Here is a 20,033-nt window from a genome sequence, read left to right on the forward strand (position 1 = left end):
TTGGCCACGTTGTCCGTCTCGTCGATGATGTCCTCGCCGAGAATCGTCTCCATCACGTCTTCCAGCGTGATGACCCCCAGCCAGTTGCCGAGATTGTCGTAGACGACACACAGGTGCTGGCGCTCGCGCTGCATGCGAGCGAAGGCCTGTTCGACGTTGTCTTCGGCGTGCAGTTCGCTGATCGGGCGCATCAGGTCCTTGAGCGGAGTGGTGGGTTCGGCCTGATGCGCATCGGCGCGGTGGATCATGCCCAGTGTCCTTTCATCGGCGGTCATCACCGGGTAGCGGCTGAAGGGCCAGACCGTCAACTGGTCATTGAACTCGGCCACGGTCATCTCGGGGCTGACCGTCTGGCAGACAGGACGTGGCGTGAGCACATCACGCACCTTCATCTCATGCAGGTTGAGGATGTTGGTGATGACGCGTTGCTCATCATTTTCCAGCGCCTTCTTTTCCAGCCCCAGTTGTGCGAGCGCCTTGATCTCGCCACGCAGATCAATGTCATGCGAGTGCTTGCCGATCCGCGAGGTGATCATTTCCGACAGCCAGATCAGCGGCTTGAGCGAGATGACCATGATGTTGAGCACGCCGGGCAGCATCGGGGAAAGCTGACGCCAGTAAGTGGCACCGATGGTCTTGGGGATGATTTCCGAGGCCACCAGGATCAGCAGCGTCATGACCGCCGAGGCAACGCCGACCCAGGCCTCGCCGAACACGACGGACACCTGTGCCCCCACGCCTGTCGCACCGACCGTATGCGCGATGGTATTGAGCGTCAGGATGGCGGCCAACGGCTTGTCGATATTGTCCTTGAGGGTGGCCAGCGCCGCATGGCGCTTGGGGTGTTGCTCACGCAGGCTTGCCACATAGCTTGGGGAAAGCGACAGCAGCGCCGCTTCCAGCACGGAGCAGATGAACGAGATGCCGATGGCGATGGCGGCAAAGAGAATCAGCAGAAACATGCAGCGTGCTCCTTGGGCCAGCAGTACGTGTCGGCATCTCGAGGCGGTGCGTCAGCGGCTGAAGATGGCGCCGGAGCGTCAGCATGCCTTGCCGGAACTGGCGCGGCTTGCCTGCATGAGCGCGTCGAGTCTGCGCCAGAAGTTTCGCGAGACCTATGGTTGCTCGCTGAGCCAGTATCAGCGCGAATGTCGCATGCAGCGCGCACGTCAGGCATTGTTGCAGGGCATGAGTGTGCAGCAGGTGGCGCATCGTGTCGGCTATGCGCATGCCTGCAACTTCGCGACGGCCTACCGGCGTCATTTCGGGCTCTCGCCCCAGGCTGTGCGGGCTCGGCCGCAGCGGGCTGACTGAGCACTGCTGACCGTCAGCCTCCGTCAGGCCTTACAGGAAGGGAATCATCGGCAGTACCACGTCATCCAGCAGTCCCGTCGGATAGTGAAGATTCATGGCCGCCTGCATCCCGAGCAGGAAGACCGCGACGCCCAGGGCGAAGAGTCCCGCGAACGCCGCTGACTTGCGTGCGACGATGAGCTGGAAGCCCAGACAGAACAGCACGGCAGTGGAGACGAAGCCCAGCAGTGCGCTGACGCCGATCAGCACGAAGAAGCCGAGTACCACACCCACTGCCTTGAAGGCCGGTTGCTGGACGCGAATCATGCCGCGACGCCAGCCGTTGAAGACCACGGCGATCACCGAGACCAGCGTGATGAAGGCGGCCAGGGTCGGGAAGGCCTTGCCGAGTGGCATCAAATCCTTGACGTCGTAGAGCGCCCAGAGGCCGGCGAGCCCCATCAGGCCCAGCAGCAGGAAGTCGACGCCACCGAAACCGCGTGATTCCAGCACATCCTCTTCTGGGGACGGCGCGGTCTCGACCACTTCATGGGTCTGGCGACGACGCATGATCGCCTTGCGGATCACCGGCAGGAAGAAGGCCAGCAGGATCAGGCCGAGGATGATCAGCACGCCCGGACGCAGGAAGGCTTCGGCGCCGTGGAACTGCATGCTCTGATAGAAGTAGTTCTCGGCACCCGGTGCCAGCACGAAGCCGATCAGGAAGGCCGGACGCGACCAGCCTGCCGTCTTGAACAGCACGCCCAGCATGCCGATCATGCCCAGCGCGGCCCAGTCACCCAGCGAGCGACTGGCCTGATAGGCAGCAAACAGGATCAGCACGGTGATGGCCGGCGCCAGAATGGCGAAGGGCACACGTGTCAGCTGCGCGACCGGACGCGCCAGCATCAGACACAGGCCCGCGCCCAGGATATTGGCCAGCGCCAAAGACCATATGATGGTGTAGGTCATGTCCAGATTGGTGGTGATCATCGACACGCCCGGCTCCAGGCCCAGCAGCAACAGGCCCCCCAGGAAGACGGCGGCCGTCCCGGAGCCTGGCACCCCGAACAGCAGGGTCGGCACCATGGCGCCACAGGCACAGGCATTGTTGGCGGACTCCGGCGCGATGACGCCGCGGATGTCACCCTTGCCGAACTGGCTCGGGTCCTTGGCGGTCTTGACCGCGAAGCCGTAGGTGATCCAGTCGACCACGGAACCCGCCAGACCCGGAATGGTGCCGATCAGGCTGCCGATCCCGGCGCAGCGCGCGACCAGCCACCTGTTCTTGACCACATCCTTGATGCCGGCAGACCAGCCCTTGCCCAGGTCCGTGTTGCCGTCCTTGGCGATGCTGCCACGTCCCAGCAGCAGCTCGACGATCTCCGGCAGGGCGAAGATGCCCAGACCCAGCACGATCAGCGGCACCCCGTCGTACAGATAATCGATATCCAGATTCATGCGGTACTCGCCGGTCGCCGGCGCGGCACCGATGGCACCGACCAGCAGGCCGAGGCCGCAGGCAGCGGTGCCCTTGAACAGGTTCTTGCCGGACAGCACCGCCACCATCGTCAGACCCAGCAGCGTCAACACGAACAGCTCTGCTGACGAGAAGGCCAGTACGAGGGGGCGTGCGACGAGGATGAAGCCGGTCAGAATGATGGCACCGATCACGCCCCCACACAGGGAGGACAGGAAGGCACTGGTCAGCGCACGCGCCGCCTGGCCTTTCTTGGCCAGCGGGAAGCCATCAAGCACCGTGGCCTGTGACGCGCTGGAACCGGGGATGCCCATCAGCACCGAGGCGAAGGTATCGCCGGTCGGGATGACCGCGACCATGCCCATCAGCATGCCCAGTGCATAACCGGGGTCGAGCCCGTAGAGGAAGGGCAGCAGTAGTGCCATGCCGGCGATGCCGCCCAGGCCGGGGATGATGCCGACCAGCAGGCCGACGAAGATGCCGATCATCATGAACAGCAGATGCGTCAGCGTGAAGACGTGTCCAATGCTGGACAGGAGGGTGTCGATCATGGCGTTGCTCAACCTCTTGTTCTTCTCTGGCTTGACCCATTCGTGCTGGGTTTCGCTCAGTTGCATGGCGTCTTGCAACCGCGCCGCTGCCGCCTTGCCGACCATCAGGCCATAAGGACCGACCTTCACCGCCGCTTCCTTGAGGAACTCGGGGTCCTTGGCCATGTCACGTGCCGCCTGACGGTATTGCTCCAGCAGTGCTGGATCGACACCCTTCGGCACCAGCAGCATCTTCTGCATGGCGTAACCGGAGGCGAAGAACTTGTGGAAGATCTGATAGGCCTCGTCATCGCGTGAATGGCCTTCCTGCGCCAGATACAGCTCGGAGAAGGTCGGCAGGTCCGGGAAGGACGGGTCGCGCTCGATGTGGCCTTCGTCATCCATCACGCCGAGACTGAACAGCGGCACGGCCTGGCCGGCGTCGACCAGCGGCGTGACGTTGCTCCTGTAGGCGGAGGTGGTCTGGAAATCGAGGGCGACTTCGCCACGCTCGAAGGCCAGGCGACCTTCACCACGGCTCTTCATGCCGAAGACCGGATCAACCTGGAAGTCGAGCAGATCGAACGCCATCAGCACCGGCATCTCGAGCCCGGTCGGGTTCTGGCCGGCGAACTTCACCGTCTGGGAGGCGAGGGCCTTGAGCGCACTGGCGCTGTCCTTGCCCAGCGAGCTTGAGGCATAGACGACACCGCCTGTCGGGGCGGCGAGGATCGGTTCCCAGTCGGCATAGTCGTAACGCACGCGGCGGTCGCGCAGCATGGCCGGATACTGGGTAGAGGCCGAGGTGACGACCATCTCGTCGCCGTCATCGCCGGCACGCTTGCTGAACAGGTTGACGCCGGTGATGGAACCGCCCCCCGGCACGTTGTCGATGACGACAGCCGGGTTGCCCGGCAGGTTCCTGGTCACCCAGTTGGACATGAAGCGTGCCCAGACATCGGTGCCGCCCCCGACCCCGAAGGGTACGGTCCAGGTCAGGGTGTCAGGGACTTCCGCCGCGGCGTGCACGGCGGAAGACAGCGGCAGAAGGCCCATGACGGGCAGCATGACGGCCAGGGCGGTGGTGCGGGCATGGCGCTTGAGGGCATGGCGTTTGGGCGTAGACACGATGAGGGACATGGTCTGACTCCTGATTATTGTTGGAATGCGTTGTCAATCAGTGATGCGCTAACTGCATGGCGGCGCAGAGAGGTCATTTCATTTCAATCAAATGCATTGTAAATCAATCTTCTGCAGTGCTTTCGTCGCGCTTGTCGATCAGGCGCGTTCAGGCATTTCCAGCGAGTCCGGGAGGTTCAAGAACACCTCGCCATTCATGATCTTGCGTGCCGTGCGCAGCAGGGACACACGGCTGGGGGTCATCGGGTCGCCATCGGCGTGTTCGACCTCGACGTCCAGGAACCCGGCTGGGTGCTCGAGCTTCACCTTCTCCGCCAGAGCCCCCGGTGTCAGGGTGCCGGCGGCCAGCGCCACGCGGTTGGCCAGAGTGCCCGGGAGACTGGTCGCGACGGCCAGCGTGATGGCCCCCGTGACGGCCAGCGCGCCATGGCAGCGATGCGGCACGAAGTAGCGTGCGCACAGGGTGCCGCCCTCGGTGCGCGGAGCGGAGAGAATCACCGGCTTGGGCAGCACCGAGTCACTGACGTCACCCATGCCCATCAATTCCCCCGCCTTGAGGCGAATCTTCTCGAGGCGTGCCATCGCGTCACGGTTGGCGTCCATCTCGGCCGGCGCTTCGTTGCCTGCCCAGCCCAGACTTGCCGCTTCGATCAGTACCACCGGCGTGGCGGAGTCGAGGCAGGTCACCTCCACGCCCTCGATCACGTCGATGACCTGACCGCTGGGCAGCAGCTTGCCGGTCTTGGCACCGACAGCGCCCAGAAAGCCCAGCTTGATGGCGCTGCCGGCGCCGGGCACACCACTGATGCGCGTGTCGCCCTGGTAGGCGACGCGACCATCGGGTGTCGGGACCTGGCTGTCGATCAGGGTGCCGGTGTTGAGGTTGTGAATCCGCAGACGGGTCAGGTCACCCTTTGCCGGGATCATGCCGGTCTCGATGGCATAGGGGCCGACCGCGGCCAGCATGTTGCCGCAGTTCGGCGAGAAATCGACCTTGTCGCCCTCCACATCGACCTGGGCGAACAGATAGTCGATATCCGCTTCAGGATGCGTGGAGGGGCCGACAAGGGCGACCTTGCTGGTCAACGAATTGCCGCCGCCCAGCCCATCGATCTGCAATGCGTGGCCGGAGCCCATGACCTGGCGCAGGACTTCGCGACGGCCGTCGTCATCGGCGGGGAGGTGATCCAGACGCAGGAAGGGGCCCCGAGAGGTACCGCCACGTAGGATCATGCAAGGAAGTGAATGCATCATGTTGGAACGCGCTCCTGTCTGTTTGCGCCTTTCTGAAGCATCACAGCCGATGATCTATGCATCAAATGCAAATAAAAACTATACTGTCACCATTACACGCATTAATCCGAATAATGAATCAATAGGATAGTTGCATGCATAGATTGGAGTTTCTGGATCTGTCGGCATTTGTCGAAGTGGCCGAGAATCATTCCTTCAATGAAGCGGCGGAGCGACTGCACATCTCGCAGCCGGCCCTGTCGCGCCGTATCCAGAAACTGGAGGAAGTGCTCGGTGCAAAAGTGCTGGAGCGTACGACGCGGAGAAGTCGACTGACGCCAATTGGACGTGATTTCCTGCCAAAAGCCCGCAAGTTGCTCGAAGATTACGAATCCTCTCTGGTGGGCGTTCGCGAGCTGGCCACCCACCGCAAGGGGGTGCTGACCATCGCCTGCCTGCCCACGGCAGCCTTCTACTTCCTGCCCAGCGTGGTGCGCGAGTTCAACACCGCCTACCCCGGCATCCGGATTCGCATCCTGGATGTCAGTGCCAATGAAGGGGTCGAAAGGGTGGTCTCGGGGGAGGCAGACTTTGGTATCAATATGGTCAGTGCCCACCACCCGGCAGTGGATTTCACCTCCATCTATCGTGATCCCTTCGTGTTGGCACTGCGTCGCGACCATCCGCTTGCACAGAAAAAGCGCGTCGAGTGGAGCGATCTGGATGATGTGCGCCTGATCACCGTCTCCCGCGATAGCGGCAACCGCATTCTGCTCGACAACACCCTGCTGTCCGCCGGATTGCATCTGGACGGCTTCTACGAGGTCCAGCATCTCTCGACCTCGCTGGGGCTGGTCGAGAGCGGGCTTGGCGTCGCCATCCTGCCGTCGATGGCGATGCCCGGGCCGGAGCACGAGGTGCTGTGTCAGCGTGAGCTGCCCGAGCCACGCATTGATCGCACCATTGGCCTGCTGCGGCGTCGCGGTGAGTCGCTGTCACCGATCGCGGAGCTGTTCATCGAGATTCTGCTCAAGCGCTGGAACTGAGGCCATTGATGACGTGGATACCTGCCCAACACAAGGATGCACATGCCCATGAGTACCCGCATAGCCACTCACGCCACCTCCCGTCAGACAGCCCTTGCGCTGGGCCTGGCGCTCGGGCTTGGCAGCGCGCTGCCTGTCAGCGCAGATGAGCCGATGGCAGCCGATGACACTGGCAAGCGCGCGCCGCAGGGCGAGCACACGCTCAAGCATGAGCAGCTGGCCAGTCTGGTCGAGCAGGGGCAGGAGACATTGGCGGCAGACTTCAACGGTTTCCTCAAGCAGGTCGCGGAACGCAATCAGGAAGACAGCGCGGTTTCCGGCGCCATTGACCACTATCTGGCCGGCGAGTCGCTGGAGGGGGATGACTTCGTCAACGTCTATCGCCTGCTGGGGGTCTACAACCGACTGCAGTATGGCGATGACGTCCAGGAGCTGCTCAAGGAAATGGTCGCGATCCCGACCTTCAAGGTCGGTGAGAAACCCCAGCATGAAAACCCCGAGATCTCGCGTTTCGGTGAGTTGATCAAGGACAAGGCCGAGGCATTCGGCTTGACGTTCCGCAACGTGGATGACCGTGTCTTCGAGGTGGAGCTCAAGGGGACGGGGGAGGATGTGTTCGGCATTCTCACCCACGGGGATGTGGTGCCGGCGGACCAGGAGGGCTGGACGCTTGAGGATGGCACCCACCTGGATCCGTTCGAGGTCACCGAGATCGATGGCAAGCTGTACGGGCGTGGCACCGAGGATGACAAGGCCTCCATCGCCGCGGCGCTGTATGCCATGAAGTCTCTCAAGGAGAACGCGGTGCCGGTCAAGCGCACCATTCGCCTGATGATCGAGACGACGGAAGAGACCGGCGGTGAGGGCTTCGCCTATTACAAGGCGCACAACGCGCTGCCCGAATACAACATCGTGCTGGACAGCGGCTACCCGGCAATCACTGCCGAGAATGGCTTCGGCACCATCGATGCGCGCTTCCCGCTGGCACGCGAGCACGCGAGACACAGACGGGGCAGGCGGCGGATGGCCTGCCGGCGATCACTTCCTTCAAGGGGGGACTTGCGACCAACCAGATTCCCGAGCGCTCCGTCGCCACCCTGCACGCCAGTGATGCCGCGGGCGCCAAGGCGCTCAACCACAAGCTGGAAGCGCTTGGCAGCCGTTACGTCAACGAGCACGGCAAGGATTTCAGCGTCGCCAGTGAAGTGAAGGGCGAGGATGTCATCGTCACGGTGACGGGCAAGTCGGCCCACTCATCGGCACCGGCCAATGGCGTGAATCCGGTGACACGACTGGCGGGACTGCTGGCCACCTCCGGTATCGATTTCCAGGACAGTGCCTATGAAGATGCCGTGCACTACCTGAATGACAATTACGGGCTGGATTATCACGGCAAGCTGCTGGGCATCGCCTACTCCCATGATTTCATGGGACCGCTCAAGGTGACGCCGACCTATCTGGAGAAGGAGGACGACGCGCTGCGTGTCGCGGTCAACGTGCGGGCTCCGGCGGGCGAGAAGTCGCCTGAGGAACTCAGCCAGGTGATCAAGGAAAAGCTCACAGCCTATGCCAAGGAGCAGGGCATGGACGTGGCGCTGAACGTCGAGATTCGCGACTGGATGCTGCGTGACCCCAGCGGTGCCTGGCTCCAGACGCTGCTCAACATCTTCGGCGATACCACGGGACTCGATGCCGAACCGCGTTCCTCGGCGGGGAGCACGACCGCCAAGCTGCTGCCCAATGCGATCAACTTCGGGCCGTCGATGCCGGGCGAGACCTATACCGGACATACCTCTGAAGAGTTCAAGCGTGTCGACAATCTGCTGCTGGACATCCAGATGTTCACCGAGATGATGGCCCGCATCGGCAATCAGGATTCGCTCAAGTAATCGGGTGAGTTCGCGGGGCCGTGGTCATGTGAATCGCCTTTTGCATGGCGTATTGAACTAGCCCCTTGAACCCTGATGAAGGGGCAGTGGCGGGCGTTGTCGTCTGTGAAGGTCGCCGATCACCCAGTGCGGCCGCGCGATCTCACCTCGGGCGGTAGGGCTCGGCGGGGTGCGCGGTCGGGTAGGCGTCCATATAGGCGGTGGCTGCTTTCAGGAGATGGACGTCAGCGTGCCTGGCGCCTGCCAGCTGAAAGCCGACCGGCAGTCCCTGCGAAGTGAATCCGCAGGGGACCGAGGCGGCGGGTTGGCCGCTCAGATTGAAGGGGTACGAGAACGGCGTCCATTCCTCCCAGTCGTGCCATTGGCTGGCGGGCGGCACCTGATGATTCAGTGCAAAGGGGAGGACGGCGACGCTTGGCGTCAGCAGCAGAGGGTAGTCCTGATGGAAGCGCTCAAGCTGCTGGGTGAGCCGGTGCCTGGCCTCGAAGGCCTCGAACAACTCAAGCGAGGTCCAGTCGCGGGCACGCATGGCATTCTCGACCAGGCCGGGGTCGAGCTGTTCGCGCTGGCGGGCATCACAGCCTTTCCAGACCCCTAGCGACGCGGTGAACCAGATCTTGCGGAAGATCTCGAGGCTTGAGTCGATGGGGGGATCGACCTCCACGATCTCGGCGCCAAGCCCTGCCAGACGCTCTGCGGCGCGTGCTACCCGACTGGCGATCTCGGGGTCGACATCGGCCTGCCCGAGGCGCGGGGAGTAGGCGATCCGCAGGCCTGTCAGTGGCGTGCCGATCTCCACGCCCCAATCCTCGGGTTGTCCGCGGGTGGCGTAGGGGTCCTGTGCATCATGACGGCCGATGACATTGAGCATGGCGGCGGCGTCGCGTGGGCTGCGGGTGAGCGGCCCGATACTGGACAGGGACGCGGCCTGGGCGGGAGGCCACTGGGCTGTCCAGCCGAAGGTGGGCTTGAAGCCGAAGACACCACTGAAGGCGGCGGGAATGCGAATTGACCCACCGGAATCCCCGCCCTGATGCAGGACTCCCAGGTTCAGGGCGGCGGCGGTGGCCGCACCCCCTGAAGAGCCGCCCGGGGTCAGCGCGGTATTCCAGGCATTGCCGGTGGCGCCATGCACGCGGTTGTCGGTGACGGCCTTCCAGCCGAACTCGGGGGTATTGGTCTTGCCCAGCAGAATCGCGCCTGCCTCGCGCAGGCGCCGCACCGGAGGGGCGTCCTGCTGACAGGGCGTGGCTACCGTGGTGAGCGAGCCCTCGCGCGCCGGCATGCCGGCGACATCGGTGAGATCCTTCAGCGAGGTCGGGATGCCATCGAGCGGGCTCAGGGGCTTGCCCGCCTGCCAGCGCTGTCTGGCGTGATGCGCCGCCTCCAGCGCCGTGTCATGCGCGACATGCACGTAGGCGTTGACCGCCGGATTGAGTCGCTCGATACGGGCTAGCACTGCCTGTGTCACTTGCAGCGGGTCGAACTGGCCACGTTGATAGCCGCGCGACAGCTGCTCGGCGTCCAGGGTGGTCAGGTCATCCTGGGCGGAATGTGGCGTCAGGTCGTGGGGGAATTCGGCGTTGGGCATGGCGGCTCTCCTGCGGGTGAACGGTCAGCGCTGGTCGTCCAGGCTCTCGTGAGGCGGTTGATGCGACTCGCTGTCAGGCGGTGTCGGGCCGCCATTGGCCTTCGGACTGACCTTGGGCATCGCGATATCCGCACGCTTCCGGCGGCGCTCCTCGGTGCTGATGCCCAGGCGTTCATCGCGGCGCTTCATCAGCTCCTCGTCGATCTGGCCGTCACGGGTGAAGGCCATCATCAGTTGCGGAATCCCGTAGGGGAAGTCGTCGCGGTCGATCTGCCAGGTGTGGAAGGTCTTGCCGTAGGTCGTGACCAGATCCTCGAAGTAACTGCGCTCGGCCAGTTCCGGGATGCCCGGAGCCACCAGGATGCCGGACTTCACCTCATAGTGATGGCTGTGCCAGAGCGGCTTCTCTTCTTCGGGGAGACGCTCGTAACGTTCGGCGCTGATGATGTACTCGATCCCGATCAGACGTGCGTCGCTGCGGTTGGAATCGAAGATGACGCACTGGTGGAGATCATGTTCCAGGTGGATGCAGAAATGACTGGCTTCCACCTGGCGGCCCATGTCATCGGCGTAATGGTGAAAGCCGTTGAGGTAGGTGCTCATCGCTTCCATCGGGTACTTGCGCTGCATGACCTGCGAGGCCGCGTCCAGCACCTGGTGCTTGAGCGGATGGCCACTGCTGACCTTGCGAGCACTGTTCAGACGGCGTCCCAGAAAGAAGGCGGTCGCCGCGGCCGCGCCAGCGAGCAGGCCAGTGCCGAAGCCGCGCGTGGAGTGTGAGGCGTGATGGCATGGGGTGGACGTACGATGATGCATACTTCCTCCTGCGTGGTCGTCTCGAGTAAGTGAGAATCCCTGTCATGGAGATTGAATGAAACAGCTGATATTTGATTGTGATGGAGTCCTGGTCGATAGCGAGATCATTGCCGACGGCGTGCTCAAGGAGAAGCTGCCGCTGTGGCTGCCGGATCTCGGCACGAGCGAGCAGATCGAGCATGAGCTGGATCGCTGCCTGGGGATGATGACGCGCGACATCCTGGTGGACCTGGAAGGCCGCAGTCAGCATCGCCTGCCGGCCGATGCCCTGGAGCAGGTTCGTCTGGAGGTGGACCAGCGTCTCGCCAATGGCCTCGAGGCCATGCCGGGCGTGGTGAAGACGCTCGAGTGGATTCGCGATCAGCGCCTGCCCCTGGCGGTGGTGTCCAACAGCTCCGCCTCACGCATGAAGATCAATCTCGAGAGCTCGGGACTGCGTGGCATTCTGGACGAGATCGCCGCGGCCAATGGCGACCGGGAACTGCCGATCTTCACCTCCGATGACGTCATCAACCCCAAGCCGGCGCCCGACCTCTATCTGCTCGCCCTCAAGACGCTGGGTCGTTCCGCCGAGGAATGCCTGGTGGTGGAGGATAGCCGCACGGGAATGCAGGCAGCCGTGGCTGCGGGTCTCAAGGTCGTGGGGCATCTGGGGGCCAGCCACATTCCGCCGGGCCACGCCGAGGTGCTGCGGGATACCGGCGCCTGGCAGCTCATCAAGCATTGGGAGGAATTCAAGCAGATCCGCGTTCCCCAGGCCAGCAATTCCTCCTGAGTGAGGGAGCGCGACACCATGCCGATCATCTCATCCCCCCACTGATCCGCCCAGGTCAGCACGCCGTGACTGATGCCCCGCGATCTCATGAGGTCGCGTATCTCTCCCGTGCCCTTGAACCACAGGGCCTTGCCATCAAGGCGAGTCAGATCGGAAATGCCATGGCAGTGGTGAATGCGCACCTTGTAGATGCCATCCAATGACATGACCTCGACGACCGGCACCATGCCCTGTTGCAGGGCGCGCGACAGGGAGTCGAGCGTCATGCTGGCCTCAGCCTGCCGCTCGGCGTCGCTGGCCCTTGAAGTTCTGGGGAATCAGAGTCATGTCTACAAGGCACTGCGAATATTCGTTGGCGATAGCGCTACTCGTTTCTCGCTGGTGCGCGATCCACCTCACCGCTGTCACAGCTAACAGGGAGTAGCGATATATGACATCTGGAGGAAAGCGCGTATTCAGCGCGTCAGTCATCATCATTCTGGGTCTGGTCGCGTTGGGGGCAGGATTCCCCACCCGTTTCGGTGAATTGGCTGATCAGGCGCTTGGCGCCGTGACCAGCATGTTCGGCTGGTTCTATCTGATTTCCGTCTTTGGTTTCGTGATCTTTCTGGTCAGCCTCGCGCTGAGCAAATACGGCAAGATCCGTCTCGGGCCGCAGGATTGCCGGCCTTCCTACAGCTTCTTTTCCTGGGTCAGCATGCTGTTGGCGGCGGGGTTCGGGGTCGGGCTGGTGTTCTACGGCATGGCAGAGCCCATGCAGCACTATCTGAAGCCTCCCTTCGGTGACATGCCGGGGGAGACGCCTGAGTCCGCGCGCTACGCCATCCAATATGCCTTCTTCAACTGGGGCGTCCATCAGTGGGCCGCCTTCTCGGTCGTCGGGCTGATCATCGCCTATTTCCAGTTCAGGAAAGGGCAGGCGGGGCTGGTCTCATCGGTGCTGTCGTCCGTGACGGCCAAGCACCCCAAGGTGCGCCGCTACGGGCCAGTTCTGGATGTCTTTGCGGTGGTGGCCACCGTGATGGGGGTCGCGACGTCGCTGGGGCTTGGTGTGTTGCAGATGAATGGTGGTCTGCACTTCGTCTTCGGAGTGGAGGAGAGCTGGCAGTGGCAGTTCATCATCATGGGGGTGATGTTCTGTGCCTACATGGCCTCGACCTGGTCCGGGCTCGACAAGGGCATCAAGCGGCTGTCCAACCTCAACATGAGCATCTGCATCGCGCTGATGCTCTATGTGCTGTTCACCGGGCCGACGCTGGATATCCTCAAGACGATCACGCTGGGGATCGGCGATTATCTGCAGAACTTCATCGGCATGAGTCTGCGCATGTCACCCTATGACGGCAATGACTGGAACAGTTCCTGGACCGTCTTCTACTGGGCATGGGTCATCGCCTGGTCACCCTTCGTCGGCACCTTCGTGGCGCGTGTCTCGCGGGGACGTACCATCAAGGAATATGTGGTGGGCGTGCTGATCGTGCCGCCGCTGCTGGCCTGTCTGTGGATCGGTGTCTTCGGTGGCGCGGCGCTCAACATGGAGCTGGGCGGGGATGTCGGACTGGCTGCCGCAACGGATGCCAACATCACGTCCGCGCTGTTCGAGATGTTCGATCTGATGCCCTTCAGCAATGTGCTGTCCGTTGTCGCGATATTGCTGATCTTCGTGTTCCTGGTGACGTCGGCGGATTCCGCTTCCTATATCGTGGCGCAGATGACGGACGCCGGCTCGATCAACCCGCCGCTCTACAAGCGTGTGGTCTGGGGCGTGCTGATCGCGGCCATCTGTCTGACGCTGATCTCGACGGGCGGTCTCAAGGGCCTGCAGTCGGCCTCGGTCCTCTCGGCCTTGCCCTTCACCTTCATTCTTTACGGAATGATCGTGGTGCTGGTGAAGGAGCTGCGTGCAGACCGCCGCCAGATGCTCAGCCAGCTCTATCGCCGTCATGGCGAGACACCGGTCGGTGCGGATGTCTTCGAGGCTGATAGCCTGGCCGAGGAAGACCGCATCCGTCGTGCACCGGACGTCAAGAATCGCCGAGTGAACCCGCGCGATCATCATTGAGCCGAGCCCGGTCAACGCCTGGCGACCTCGGCGAGTATCTCGTAGCTCTTCAGACGGTCCGCGTGGTCATAGAAGTCCGAGTTGAACATCAATTCGTCCGCCTGCGTCACTTCCAGCAAGTGCTCGAGTTCGCGGTGAATGCGCTCAGGCCCACCGATGATGGCGGCTGCAAGATTCTGGCCGACCATGGCTTCCTCACGCGCTGACCAGTCCAGCGTCTCGCGGGGTGGCAAGGCGCGCGTGCTCTCACCGCGGATCAGGTTCAGGAACTTCTGTTGCTGGGTGCTGGCCAGGAAGTGGGCGCGTTCATCGCTCTCGGCGGCGATCAACGGCAGGCCGAGCATCACGTAGGGCGCGTCCAGCACCGCGGAGGGCGTGAAGTTCTCACGATAGAGCCGGATGGCCTCCAGCATGTAGCCGGGCGCGAACTGGCCGGCGAAGGCGAAGGGCAGTCCCTTTTCGGCCGCCAGGCGTGCACTGAAATCACTCGACCCCAACAGCCACAGGGGCACATGAGTGCCCTGACCCGGCATGGCCTTGACGCGCTGAGCGGGGGAGGCCTCGCCCAGGTACTGCTCAAGCTCGGCCAGCCGCTGAGGGAAGTCGTGCACGCCGGCGGAGGGATCGCGGCGCATCGCCTGCATGGTGATGCCATCGGAGCCCGGCGCTCGCCCGAGTCCCAGGTCGATGCGGTCAGGATAGAGCGTGGCCAGGGTACCGAACTGCTCGGCCACCACCAGAGGGGGATGGTTGGGCAGCATGATGCCGCCGGAGCCGACTCTCAGACGTGATGTCTTGCCGGCGACATGGCCGATCAGCACTGATGTCGCGGCGCTGGCGATCCCATCGATGTTGTGATGCTCGGCCAGCCACAGGCGATGAAAGCCCAGCGCCTCGACATGCTGGGCGAGGCTGACGCTATTGTGGAAGGTTTCGGCAACACTGCCGGTGTCTCGGATGGGGGCAAGGTCCAGCACCGAGAGCGGTATCCTGTCCAGTCGTGAGGTGGATGCTGTCGTCATGTTCGCTCCTGAAATCGCGTTGCCGTGTAGAGCATGGACAGACCGCAACGCAAGGCAGGACGCAAGGGCCGGTGGGTCACGCTGATGTGCCTGGCAGTCATCCTGCTGGGCGTCGCGCTTCAGCGGGACATCCTCGTGCTGTCACGCTGGATACCCGCGCATCATCTGCCGTGGACGCCTCTGCAACTGGGCGACCCGCCCGGCATGCTGACCGGCTGGAAGCTCTCACGACTCGACGATGACCCGGCCGCCTGTCGCGCCTTTGTCGAGCGGGAAGCCCCGCAACGGGTGACCTTTCTGCCAGATCGCCCCAGTGACAGTGGCTGTGGGCTCATCAACAGCGTGCGCATGCATGCCGTGCCCGGGGACACGGACAAGGGGCAGGGCGTTCGCTTCAACCAGTCCTTCATCGCCAGCTGTCCATTGGCCGTGAGCTGGTTGCGTTTCGAGCGCCATGGCCTGCAGACGGCGGCGCAGGAGGTGATGGGGAGTAGGGTGACGCAGGTGACCCATCTGGGGAGCTATGCCTGTCGCAATATCTATGGGCGGGAGAACGCACGTCGCAGTGAGCATGCCACCGCAGATGCGCTGGATGTCTCAGGCTTCACGCTGGCGGATGGGCGTCAGGTCCGCCTGCCACGCGACTGGACGGCACCAGAGGATGAGGATGCCCCGGGGCGTTTCCTGCGCGCCGTGCAGGACGCTGCCTGCGAGAGCTTCGGCACCGTGCTGGGGCCAGATTACAACGCGGCACATCGTGATCATTTCCATCTCGGCACACGGGGCTGGCGATTCTGCCGGTGAACACCTCGGCTGATCACCGGCGCGCAGCGCTCGGGGTTGATGCTGACCACGCGCAGGCGATGCCCATCAGGCAACACACAGTCCAGGACCTGCCAGGCACAGCCCGGGGCGCTGCTGCCGTGGCTTTCCATCAAGTGTGCACCGTGGGCCTGCAGCAGGTACCTGACATGGGGGAAGTCATCGCGATCCACCTCCAGGGTCAATTTGCGGCTGTCCGGTTGCTCTGCGCTCAACTGCAACAACAGGACGCTGGTCTGCCCATCGGGTGCGTGATGCAGCTCGAGCGTCGCGCTGGTCGCGTTGCGCAGCAATGTGGGCAGGGCGAGAGTCTCCTGGAAGAAGCGGCAGGCGGCTTCCAGATCGCGCACCTCCAGAATGGCTGGGTGCAGGGACAGGCGTTGAATCATGGGGGACGCCAGACTCGAGATGAGTCCGTCTTCTTCCACCGTGCACTGTCTCGCCTGACGGCGGCCAATGGCCACGCGGTCTTCGTGATGTTGCTGGCGCTGGCCGCGATGCTGGTGATGCCACTGGCGGCGCCACGTGTGGTGATGGTGAATGATCACGCTGTCTTCGAGAGTCCCGGTGCGGGGCATTGGGTCAGCGGGGATAGCGACTGGATCACTCGCGCGGCACGCGAGAGTGGCTCCCAGGCGCAGATCACCCACAGTTCTGCCGCCTCGGATTGCCCATTGGCCAGCATGGCCGCCTTCACGCTGGCATTGATCGCCGCCGTGCTGGTACTGATGCTGGATGAAGACCGCAACAGACACTGGAACCGCCAGCCGCGCCGGGCGAGGGTTCAGCGATATCTACCGGGCAGTATGGCGCTGGCATTTCTATGCCGGCCTGTTGGTGCTGCCGTTTCTGGTACTGCTTTCCGTGACGGGAGGCTTGTACCTGTTCCGCGATGGCATCGATCAATTCGTCCATTCCGACCTGATGAAGGTCAATACGCCAGTTACGCAGAGTGCTCAGAATCCGGCAGTGACAAGCCTGCCGTTGAGCGAGCAGGTGGATCAGGCGCTCGCGAGTCTTCCGGGCACGCCGGTGCGCGTCGTGCCGTCACCCGCCCGTGACCTGACCACGGAAGTCGATATCGTGGCAGCCGATGGCAGTGGCAAGCAGGCCGTCTACGTCAATCCTTACAGCGGCGAAGTCCAGGGGCAGATGGCCTACCGCGACAGCATCATGTGGACGGTGCGTCGTCTGCATAGTCTCGCGATCATGGGGCCGATCGGTAACGCGACGCTGGAGATCGCTGCCGGGTGGTCGATCCTGCTCGTGTTCAGCGGGCTATTTCTGTGGTGGCCGCGGGGGCAGAAAGGGGGTGTGGTCACGCTGCGGGCCACGCCGGCGCGCCGGCTGTGGTGGCGGGATCTGCACGCCGTGTGTGGCATCATCGCGGCCGGCTTCATCGTGTTTCTCGCCGTGACCGGCATGCCGTGGTCGATGGTCTGGGGGGCCAAGGTCAACGAGTTGGCCAATGGACATAACTATGGGTATCCCGATGGCGTGCGCGTGAACACGCCGATGTCGGATGCACGCCTGGTGGATCAGGAATTGACCAGCTGGTCGCTTGAACAAGCCGTTATCCCGTTATCTTCCTTGCCGGGTGACGCCGCTGATCCCATTGTCGACGAGGGTGAGCACGCCGGTCACGGCGGCTCTGTCGCAAGTTCCGCGCCGGTGAAAGCGGCTGTGCCAGTGAGCGCTGCCGCGATTGCCCACGCCGATATCGGTCTCGACGAGGCAGAACGCATCTTCGCTCGCGAGGGCCTGGCACCGGGCTATGCCATCAATCTGCCGAGCACCGCTCAGGGCGTCTATACCGGCTCCGTGTATCCGGATGCGCTGGAGCGCCAGCAGGTCGTGCATGTGGATCGCTACTCCGGCGATGTGCTGCTCGACATGCATTACGCCGACTACGGGCCGCTGGGACGGGCGCTGGAGTGGGGCATCAATGTGCATCTGGGGCAGCAGTACGGCCTGATCAATCAGCTGATTCTGCTGATGGCGTGTCTCGCGATGGTGATGATGAGCGTCGGGGCAGGCGTGATGTGGTGGAAGCGTCGTCCGGTGGGCGGTATCGGTATCCCGCCGCTGCCCATGGAGCGCAAGCGTATTGCCGGTGTCTGGGGTCTGATGATGATCATCGGGGTGATCTTCCCGCTGGTCGGCCTCTCGCTGATCGTGATGGGCCTGCTCGATTGGCTGTGGATTCGTGTCACGTCGGGGTCTGCCAGTGACGGTCGCGGCGGTATTGGCGAGCAGTGCCTCATTTGGCGTCCACGCCGAGGAGAGCTCCGTCTCGCAACTGCCTCTGATGCATGTCGAGGCCGAGGCACCCATGGCTAGCCCCATCGTCGAGTCAAGCCAGGGGCATGCCAAGGGCAATCTGGATGTCGGTGAGCTGTTGCGTGAGGTCAACGGCGTCAGTGGCTCTCGTCTGGGCAGTCATGGTGTCTCGGCCATCTTTCGGGCGCAGGGCGGTGAACGCCTGATTCAGGAGGTCGATGGGGCGCCGCTCTATCCGGCCTGCCCCGGCGGCATGGACACCACGCTGGGCTATGCGACCACCGGCAGTCAGTCGGATCTCACCCTCTACAAGGGCGCGCAGAGCGTCAGTCGTGGTCCCAGCTTTGCCGCAGGCACCGTCGAGGTGACGCGTCACACGCCATCACGCACCGACGATGACGGCGTGCATGGCACCTTGGGGGCCGGCTGGCGCAGCAATGACGATGCCACCAGCGAGAGTCTGTCGCTGACCGCCAAGCAGGGTGATGTCTGGGCCGCGCTGGACGTCGAGCATTCCGAGCGCAACAACTATGAGGACGGCAACGGCGATACCCAGTCTGGTGCCTATCGCAGCGACAACGGCAGTGTCCGTGTCGGCGCCTTTGCCACCGAGGATGTCGCCATCGAGGCGGGGATCGCTGTCGTCAGGATCGACGATGCGCGCTATCCCACCATGGATGCGCCACGCAGTGACATGGACCGCCAGTACCTCAAGCTGACCATCGACAACGTCGGGCCTTTCTCGCATACCGAATCGCAGATCAACCATGCCCGCGTCGTGCACGACATGGACAATGTCACCCTGCGTGACGTTGATGACTCCAGAGATCGAGCATGGACATGAGTTCTAGCATGGACATGAGCGACATGGCCATGTTCTCCAGCGCGACCACCGAGACCTGGTATGCCAGCACCCAGGGGGATATCCCACTGACCGTCGCCGGGCGTGACGCGACACTGACATTGGGCGCTGACGCCGAGCGTCTGGAAAGCAACGCCGACTCCCGGATGGGCATGTCGCTGGACAGCCTCTCAGACAGTCAGACCTGGCCGGATGTTGTGCGCACGCGCGGTGGGGTGTTCGCGGAGCTGGATACCACGCTGGATCAGGACAATCGTCTGGTGACCGGTGCGCGCTATGACGTCTCCCTCAGCGATGCGCGAGATGCTGATGAGGTGGTGGGCAGCAATGCCTCGGCCATCTCCGCCTGGCGGGATCAGTACGGAGAGGATGTCGAGGCCAGTCAGCGGGATGGGGAATTCAGTGCGCTGGCGCGCCTGGAGCATCGCGTCAATGAAGCGGTGAAAGGCTACGCGGCACTCAGTCGCAGCGTGCGCTTCCCCACCGCCACCGAGCGCTATTACAACCGCCAGTCCGAGACTGACGGTTGGCTGGGCAATCCCGAGCTTGAGCCCGAGATCCATCAGCAGCTTGAACTGGGCGTGGCAGTCAAGCAGGGCGCCTGGCGTTATTCGGCGGACACCTACTACAACCGGGTGCATGACTGGATCGAGCTGACCGAAGGGGACTCGCTGACCACCTATGACAATGTCGAGGCCGAGATCTATGGTCTCGAGCTCGAGGCCAGCTGGCAGCAGCATGGCTGGCGGCATTCGGCAGGCGTCGCCGCCACCCACGGCACCAACCTGAGCGATGGCACGCCATTGTCCCAGGTGACACCGTTCAATGGCTATCTGGCGACACGCTATGACGCGGATCGTTGGTGGGCAGGTGCCCGATTCGATGCGGCCGCACGTCAGTCGCGTATTTCCGGCAGTGAAGACGCGACGGCAGGCTTCGGCATCGTCGGCCTGGAGGGCGGGTACCATGTCACTGACGCCATCGAGTTGAGCGCCGGCATCTCCAACCTGTTCGACAAGGCCTACGCCTACCACGTCAATCGCTTCTACGATGATCCGCTGCAGGGCGATGTACAGGTCAATGAGCCGGGGCGTATCTTCTGGACGCACGCCAGCTGGAGCTTCTGAGGTCAGTGTCACTGCAATAGTGGACGCTGGTCGCCGCTATTCGCTAAAACGTAAGAAGCCCGCCA

At 63.2% G+C, this 20,033-nt stretch carries 17 protein-coding genes and 1 pseudogene; 10 read left to right on the plus strand and 8 right to left on the minus strand.

What is annotated here, in order from left to right; translation table 11 throughout:
- Window positions 1-50: 50 nt before the first annotated feature.
- A pseudogene (locus tag CU110_RS06645) lies at window positions 51-962 on the minus strand (CNNM domain-containing protein); the annotation flags it as partial.
- Between CU110_RS06645 and CU110_RS06650 the strand changes: the two are divergent.
- Window positions 961-1,314 carry a helix-turn-helix transcriptional regulator gene (locus tag CU110_RS06650; RefSeq protein WP_205694081.1) on the plus strand — a complete coding sequence of 118 codons (354 nt, stop codon included), beginning with the start codon at window positions 961-963 and terminating at the stop codon, window positions 1,312-1,314. The pseudogene CU110_RS06645 and the gene CU110_RS06650 overlap by 2 nt on opposite strands.
- 30 nt (window positions 1,315-1,344) lie before the next feature.
- On the opposite strand, the gene CU110_RS17900 is transcribed toward CU110_RS06650, so the two are convergent.
- The gene (locus CU110_RS17900) at window positions 1,345-4,443 is read right to left on the minus strand and encodes a tripartite tricarboxylate transporter permease (RefSeq protein WP_346427172.1); all 3,099 of its coding nucleotides are present in this window, start codon (window positions 4,441-4,443) and stop codon (window positions 1,345-1,347) included.
- 138 nt (window positions 4,444-4,581) lie between these two features.
- Window positions 4,582-5,697: a 4-oxalomesaconate tautomerase gene (locus CU110_RS06660; RefSeq protein WP_205632751.1), complete on the minus strand. Its 1,116-nt coding sequence runs from the start codon at window positions 5,695-5,697 to the stop codon at window positions 4,582-4,584.
- A gap of 134 nt (window positions 5,698-5,831) precedes the next feature.
- Between CU110_RS06660 and CU110_RS06665 the strand changes: the two genes are divergently transcribed.
- The 3 genes from CU110_RS06665 to CU110_RS06675 are packed head-to-tail and all read left to right on the plus strand — an operon-like array spanning window position 5,832 to window position 8,611.
- Complete coding sequence (locus CU110_RS06665; RefSeq protein ID WP_084208457.1) at window positions 5,832-6,722, plus strand: LysR family transcriptional regulator; 891 nt, start codon at window positions 5,832-5,834, stop codon at window positions 6,720-6,722.
- A 48-nt stretch (window positions 6,723-6,770) separates the two neighbouring features.
- Complete coding sequence (locus CU110_RS06670) at window positions 6,771-7,931, plus strand: M20/M25/M40 family metallo-hydrolase (protein WP_164850296.1); 1,161 nt, start codon at window positions 6,771-6,773, stop codon at window positions 7,929-7,931.
- Window positions 7,928-8,611 carry a peptidase dimerization domain-containing protein gene (locus tag CU110_RS06675; protein ID WP_127735073.1) on the plus strand — a complete coding sequence of 228 codons (684 nt, stop codon included), beginning with the start codon at window positions 7,928-7,930 and terminating at the stop codon, window positions 8,609-8,611. The genes CU110_RS06670 and CU110_RS06675 overlap by 4 nt, the downstream gene beginning before the upstream one ends.
- A 142-nt stretch (window positions 8,612-8,753) precedes the next feature.
- On the opposite strand, the gene CU110_RS06680 is transcribed toward CU110_RS06675, so the two are convergent.
- Together CU110_RS06680 and CU110_RS06685 are read right to left on the minus strand one after the other, a co-directional pair.
- Complete coding sequence (locus CU110_RS06680) at window positions 8,754-10,202, minus strand: amidase (protein ID WP_084208458.1); 1,449 nt, start codon at window positions 10,200-10,202, stop codon at window positions 8,754-8,756.
- A gap of 24 nt (window positions 10,203-10,226) precedes the next feature.
- A complete protein-coding gene (locus CU110_RS06685) occupies window positions 10,227-11,018 on the minus strand; it encodes an OBAP family protein (protein ID WP_084208459.1) in 792 nt (263 codons plus the stop codon).
- 55 nt (window positions 11,019-11,073) lie between these two features.
- Between CU110_RS06685 and CU110_RS06690 the strand changes: the two genes are divergently transcribed.
- Together CU110_RS06690 and CU110_RS06700 are read left to right on the plus strand one after the other, a co-directional pair.
- On the plus strand, window positions 11,074-11,793 hold the full coding sequence (locus CU110_RS06690) for an HAD family phosphatase (RefSeq protein ID WP_127735076.1): 720 nt from the start codon (window positions 11,074-11,076) through the stop codon (window positions 11,791-11,793).
- Window positions 11,794-12,223: 430 nt separating this feature from the next.
- The gene (locus CU110_RS06700; protein WP_077371258.1) at window positions 12,224-13,855 is read left to right on the plus strand and encodes a BCCT family transporter; all 1,632 of its coding nucleotides are present in this window, start codon (window positions 12,224-12,226) and stop codon (window positions 13,853-13,855) included.
- An 11-nt stretch (window positions 13,856-13,866) separates the two neighbouring features.
- Here the strand turns inward: CU110_RS06700 and CU110_RS06705 are convergent, their stop codons facing one another.
- Window positions 13,867-14,877: an LLM class flavin-dependent oxidoreductase gene (locus tag CU110_RS06705; protein WP_084208463.1), complete on the minus strand. Its 1,011-nt coding sequence runs from the start codon at window positions 14,875-14,877 to the stop codon at window positions 13,867-13,869.
- A gap of 33 nt (window positions 14,878-14,910) precedes the next feature.
- Here CU110_RS06705 and CU110_RS06710 point away from each other — a divergent pair, with 33 nt between their 5' ends.
- Window positions 14,911-15,681 (plus strand): extensin family protein, encoded by a 771-nt coding sequence (locus CU110_RS06710; RefSeq protein WP_084208464.1) that lies wholly within the window; start codon window positions 14,911-14,913, stop codon window positions 15,679-15,681.
- Here CU110_RS06710 and CU110_RS06715 read toward each other — a convergent pair.
- On the minus strand, window positions 15,639-16,088 hold the full coding sequence (locus tag CU110_RS06715; RefSeq protein ID WP_127735079.1) for a VOC family protein: 450 nt from the start codon (window positions 16,086-16,088) through the stop codon (window positions 15,639-15,641). The genes CU110_RS06710 and CU110_RS06715 overlap by 43 nt on opposite strands.
- A gap of 155 nt (window positions 16,089-16,243) precedes the next feature.
- Window positions 16,244-16,447 carry a hypothetical protein gene (locus CU110_RS06720; RefSeq protein WP_127735082.1) on the minus strand — a complete coding sequence of 68 codons (204 nt, stop codon included), beginning with the start codon at window positions 16,445-16,447 and terminating at the stop codon, window positions 16,244-16,246.
- On the opposite strand from CU110_RS06720, the gene CU110_RS06725 reads away from it, so the two are divergent.
- Genes CU110_RS06725 through CU110_RS06735 form a run of 3 tightly spaced genes read left to right on the plus strand, consistent with a single transcriptional unit; the run spans window position 16,435 to window position 19,968 of the window.
- Window positions 16,435-18,039 (plus strand): PepSY domain-containing protein, encoded by a 1,605-nt coding sequence (locus CU110_RS06725; RefSeq protein ID WP_127735085.1) that lies wholly within the window; start codon window positions 16,435-16,437, stop codon window positions 18,037-18,039. The genes CU110_RS06720 and CU110_RS06725 overlap by 13 nt on opposite strands.
- Window positions 18,032-18,823, plus strand: a complete 792-nt coding sequence (locus tag CU110_RS06730) for a hypothetical protein (protein WP_127735088.1) — start codon at window positions 18,032-18,034, stop codon at window positions 18,821-18,823. Before CU110_RS06725 ends, CU110_RS06730 begins: the two co-directional genes overlap by 8 nt.
- Window positions 18,820-19,968 carry a TonB-dependent receptor gene (locus CU110_RS06735; RefSeq protein ID WP_164850297.1) on the plus strand — a complete coding sequence of 383 codons (1,149 nt, stop codon included), beginning with the start codon at window positions 18,820-18,822 and terminating at the stop codon, window positions 19,966-19,968. Before CU110_RS06730 ends, CU110_RS06735 begins: the two co-directional genes overlap by 4 nt.
- The last annotated feature ends 65 nt before the right edge of the window (window positions 19,969-20,033 follow it).

Source organism: Cobetia sp. ICG0124, assembly GCF_004006355.1.
Classification (GTDB): domain Bacteria; phylum Pseudomonadota; class Gammaproteobacteria; order Pseudomonadales; family Halomonadaceae; genus Cobetia; species Cobetia marina.

Coding starts and splice junctions, on each gene's coding strand:
- CU110_RS06650 (WP_205694081.1), top strand. CDS start 961: ATGCAGCGTGCTCCTTGGGCCAGCAGTACGTGTCGGCATCTCGAGGCG.
- CU110_RS17900 (WP_346427172.1), bottom strand. CDS start 4,443: ATGTCCCTCATCGTGTCTACGCCCAAACGCCATGCCCTCAAGCGCCAT.
- CU110_RS06660 (WP_205632751.1), bottom strand. CDS start 5,697: ATGATGCATTCACTTCCTTGCATGATCCTACGTGGCGGTACCTCTCGG.
- CU110_RS06665 (WP_084208457.1), top strand. CDS start 5,832: ATGCATAGATTGGAGTTTCTGGATCTGTCGGCATTTGTCGAAGTGGCC.
- CU110_RS06670 (WP_164850296.1), top strand. CDS start 6,771: ATGAGTACCCGCATAGCCACTCACGCCACCTCCCGTCAGACAGCCCTT.
- CU110_RS06680 (WP_084208458.1), bottom strand. CDS start 10,202: ATGCCCAACGCCGAATTCCCCCACGACCTGACGCCACATTCCGCCCAG.
- CU110_RS06685 (WP_084208459.1), bottom strand. CDS start 11,018: ATGCATCATCGTACGTCCACCCCATGCCATCACGCCTCACACTCCACG.
- CU110_RS06690 (WP_127735076.1), top strand. CDS start 11,074: ATGAAACAGCTGATATTTGATTGTGATGGAGTCCTGGTCGATAGCGAG.
- CU110_RS06700 (WP_077371258.1), top strand. CDS start 12,224: ATGACATCTGGAGGAAAGCGCGTATTCAGCGCGTCAGTCATCATCATT.
- CU110_RS06705 (WP_084208463.1), bottom strand. CDS start 14,877: ATGACGACAGCATCCACCTCACGACTGGACAGGATACCGCTCTCGGTG.
- CU110_RS06710 (WP_084208464.1), top strand. CDS start 14,911: ATGGACAGACCGCAACGCAAGGCAGGACGCAAGGGCCGGTGGGTCACG.
- CU110_RS06715 (WP_127735079.1), bottom strand. CDS start 16,088: ATGATTCAACGCCTGTCCCTGCACCCAGCCATTCTGGAGGTGCGCGAT.
- CU110_RS06725 (WP_127735085.1), top strand. CDS start 16,435: ATGAAGACCGCAACAGACACTGGAACCGCCAGCCGCGCCGGGCGAGGG.
- CU110_RS06730 (WP_127735088.1), top strand. CDS start 18,032: ATGGCTAGCCCCATCGTCGAGTCAAGCCAGGGGCATGCCAAGGGCAAT.
- CU110_RS06735 (WP_164850297.1), top strand. CDS start 18,820: ATGAGTTCTAGCATGGACATGAGCGACATGGCCATGTTCTCCAGCGCG.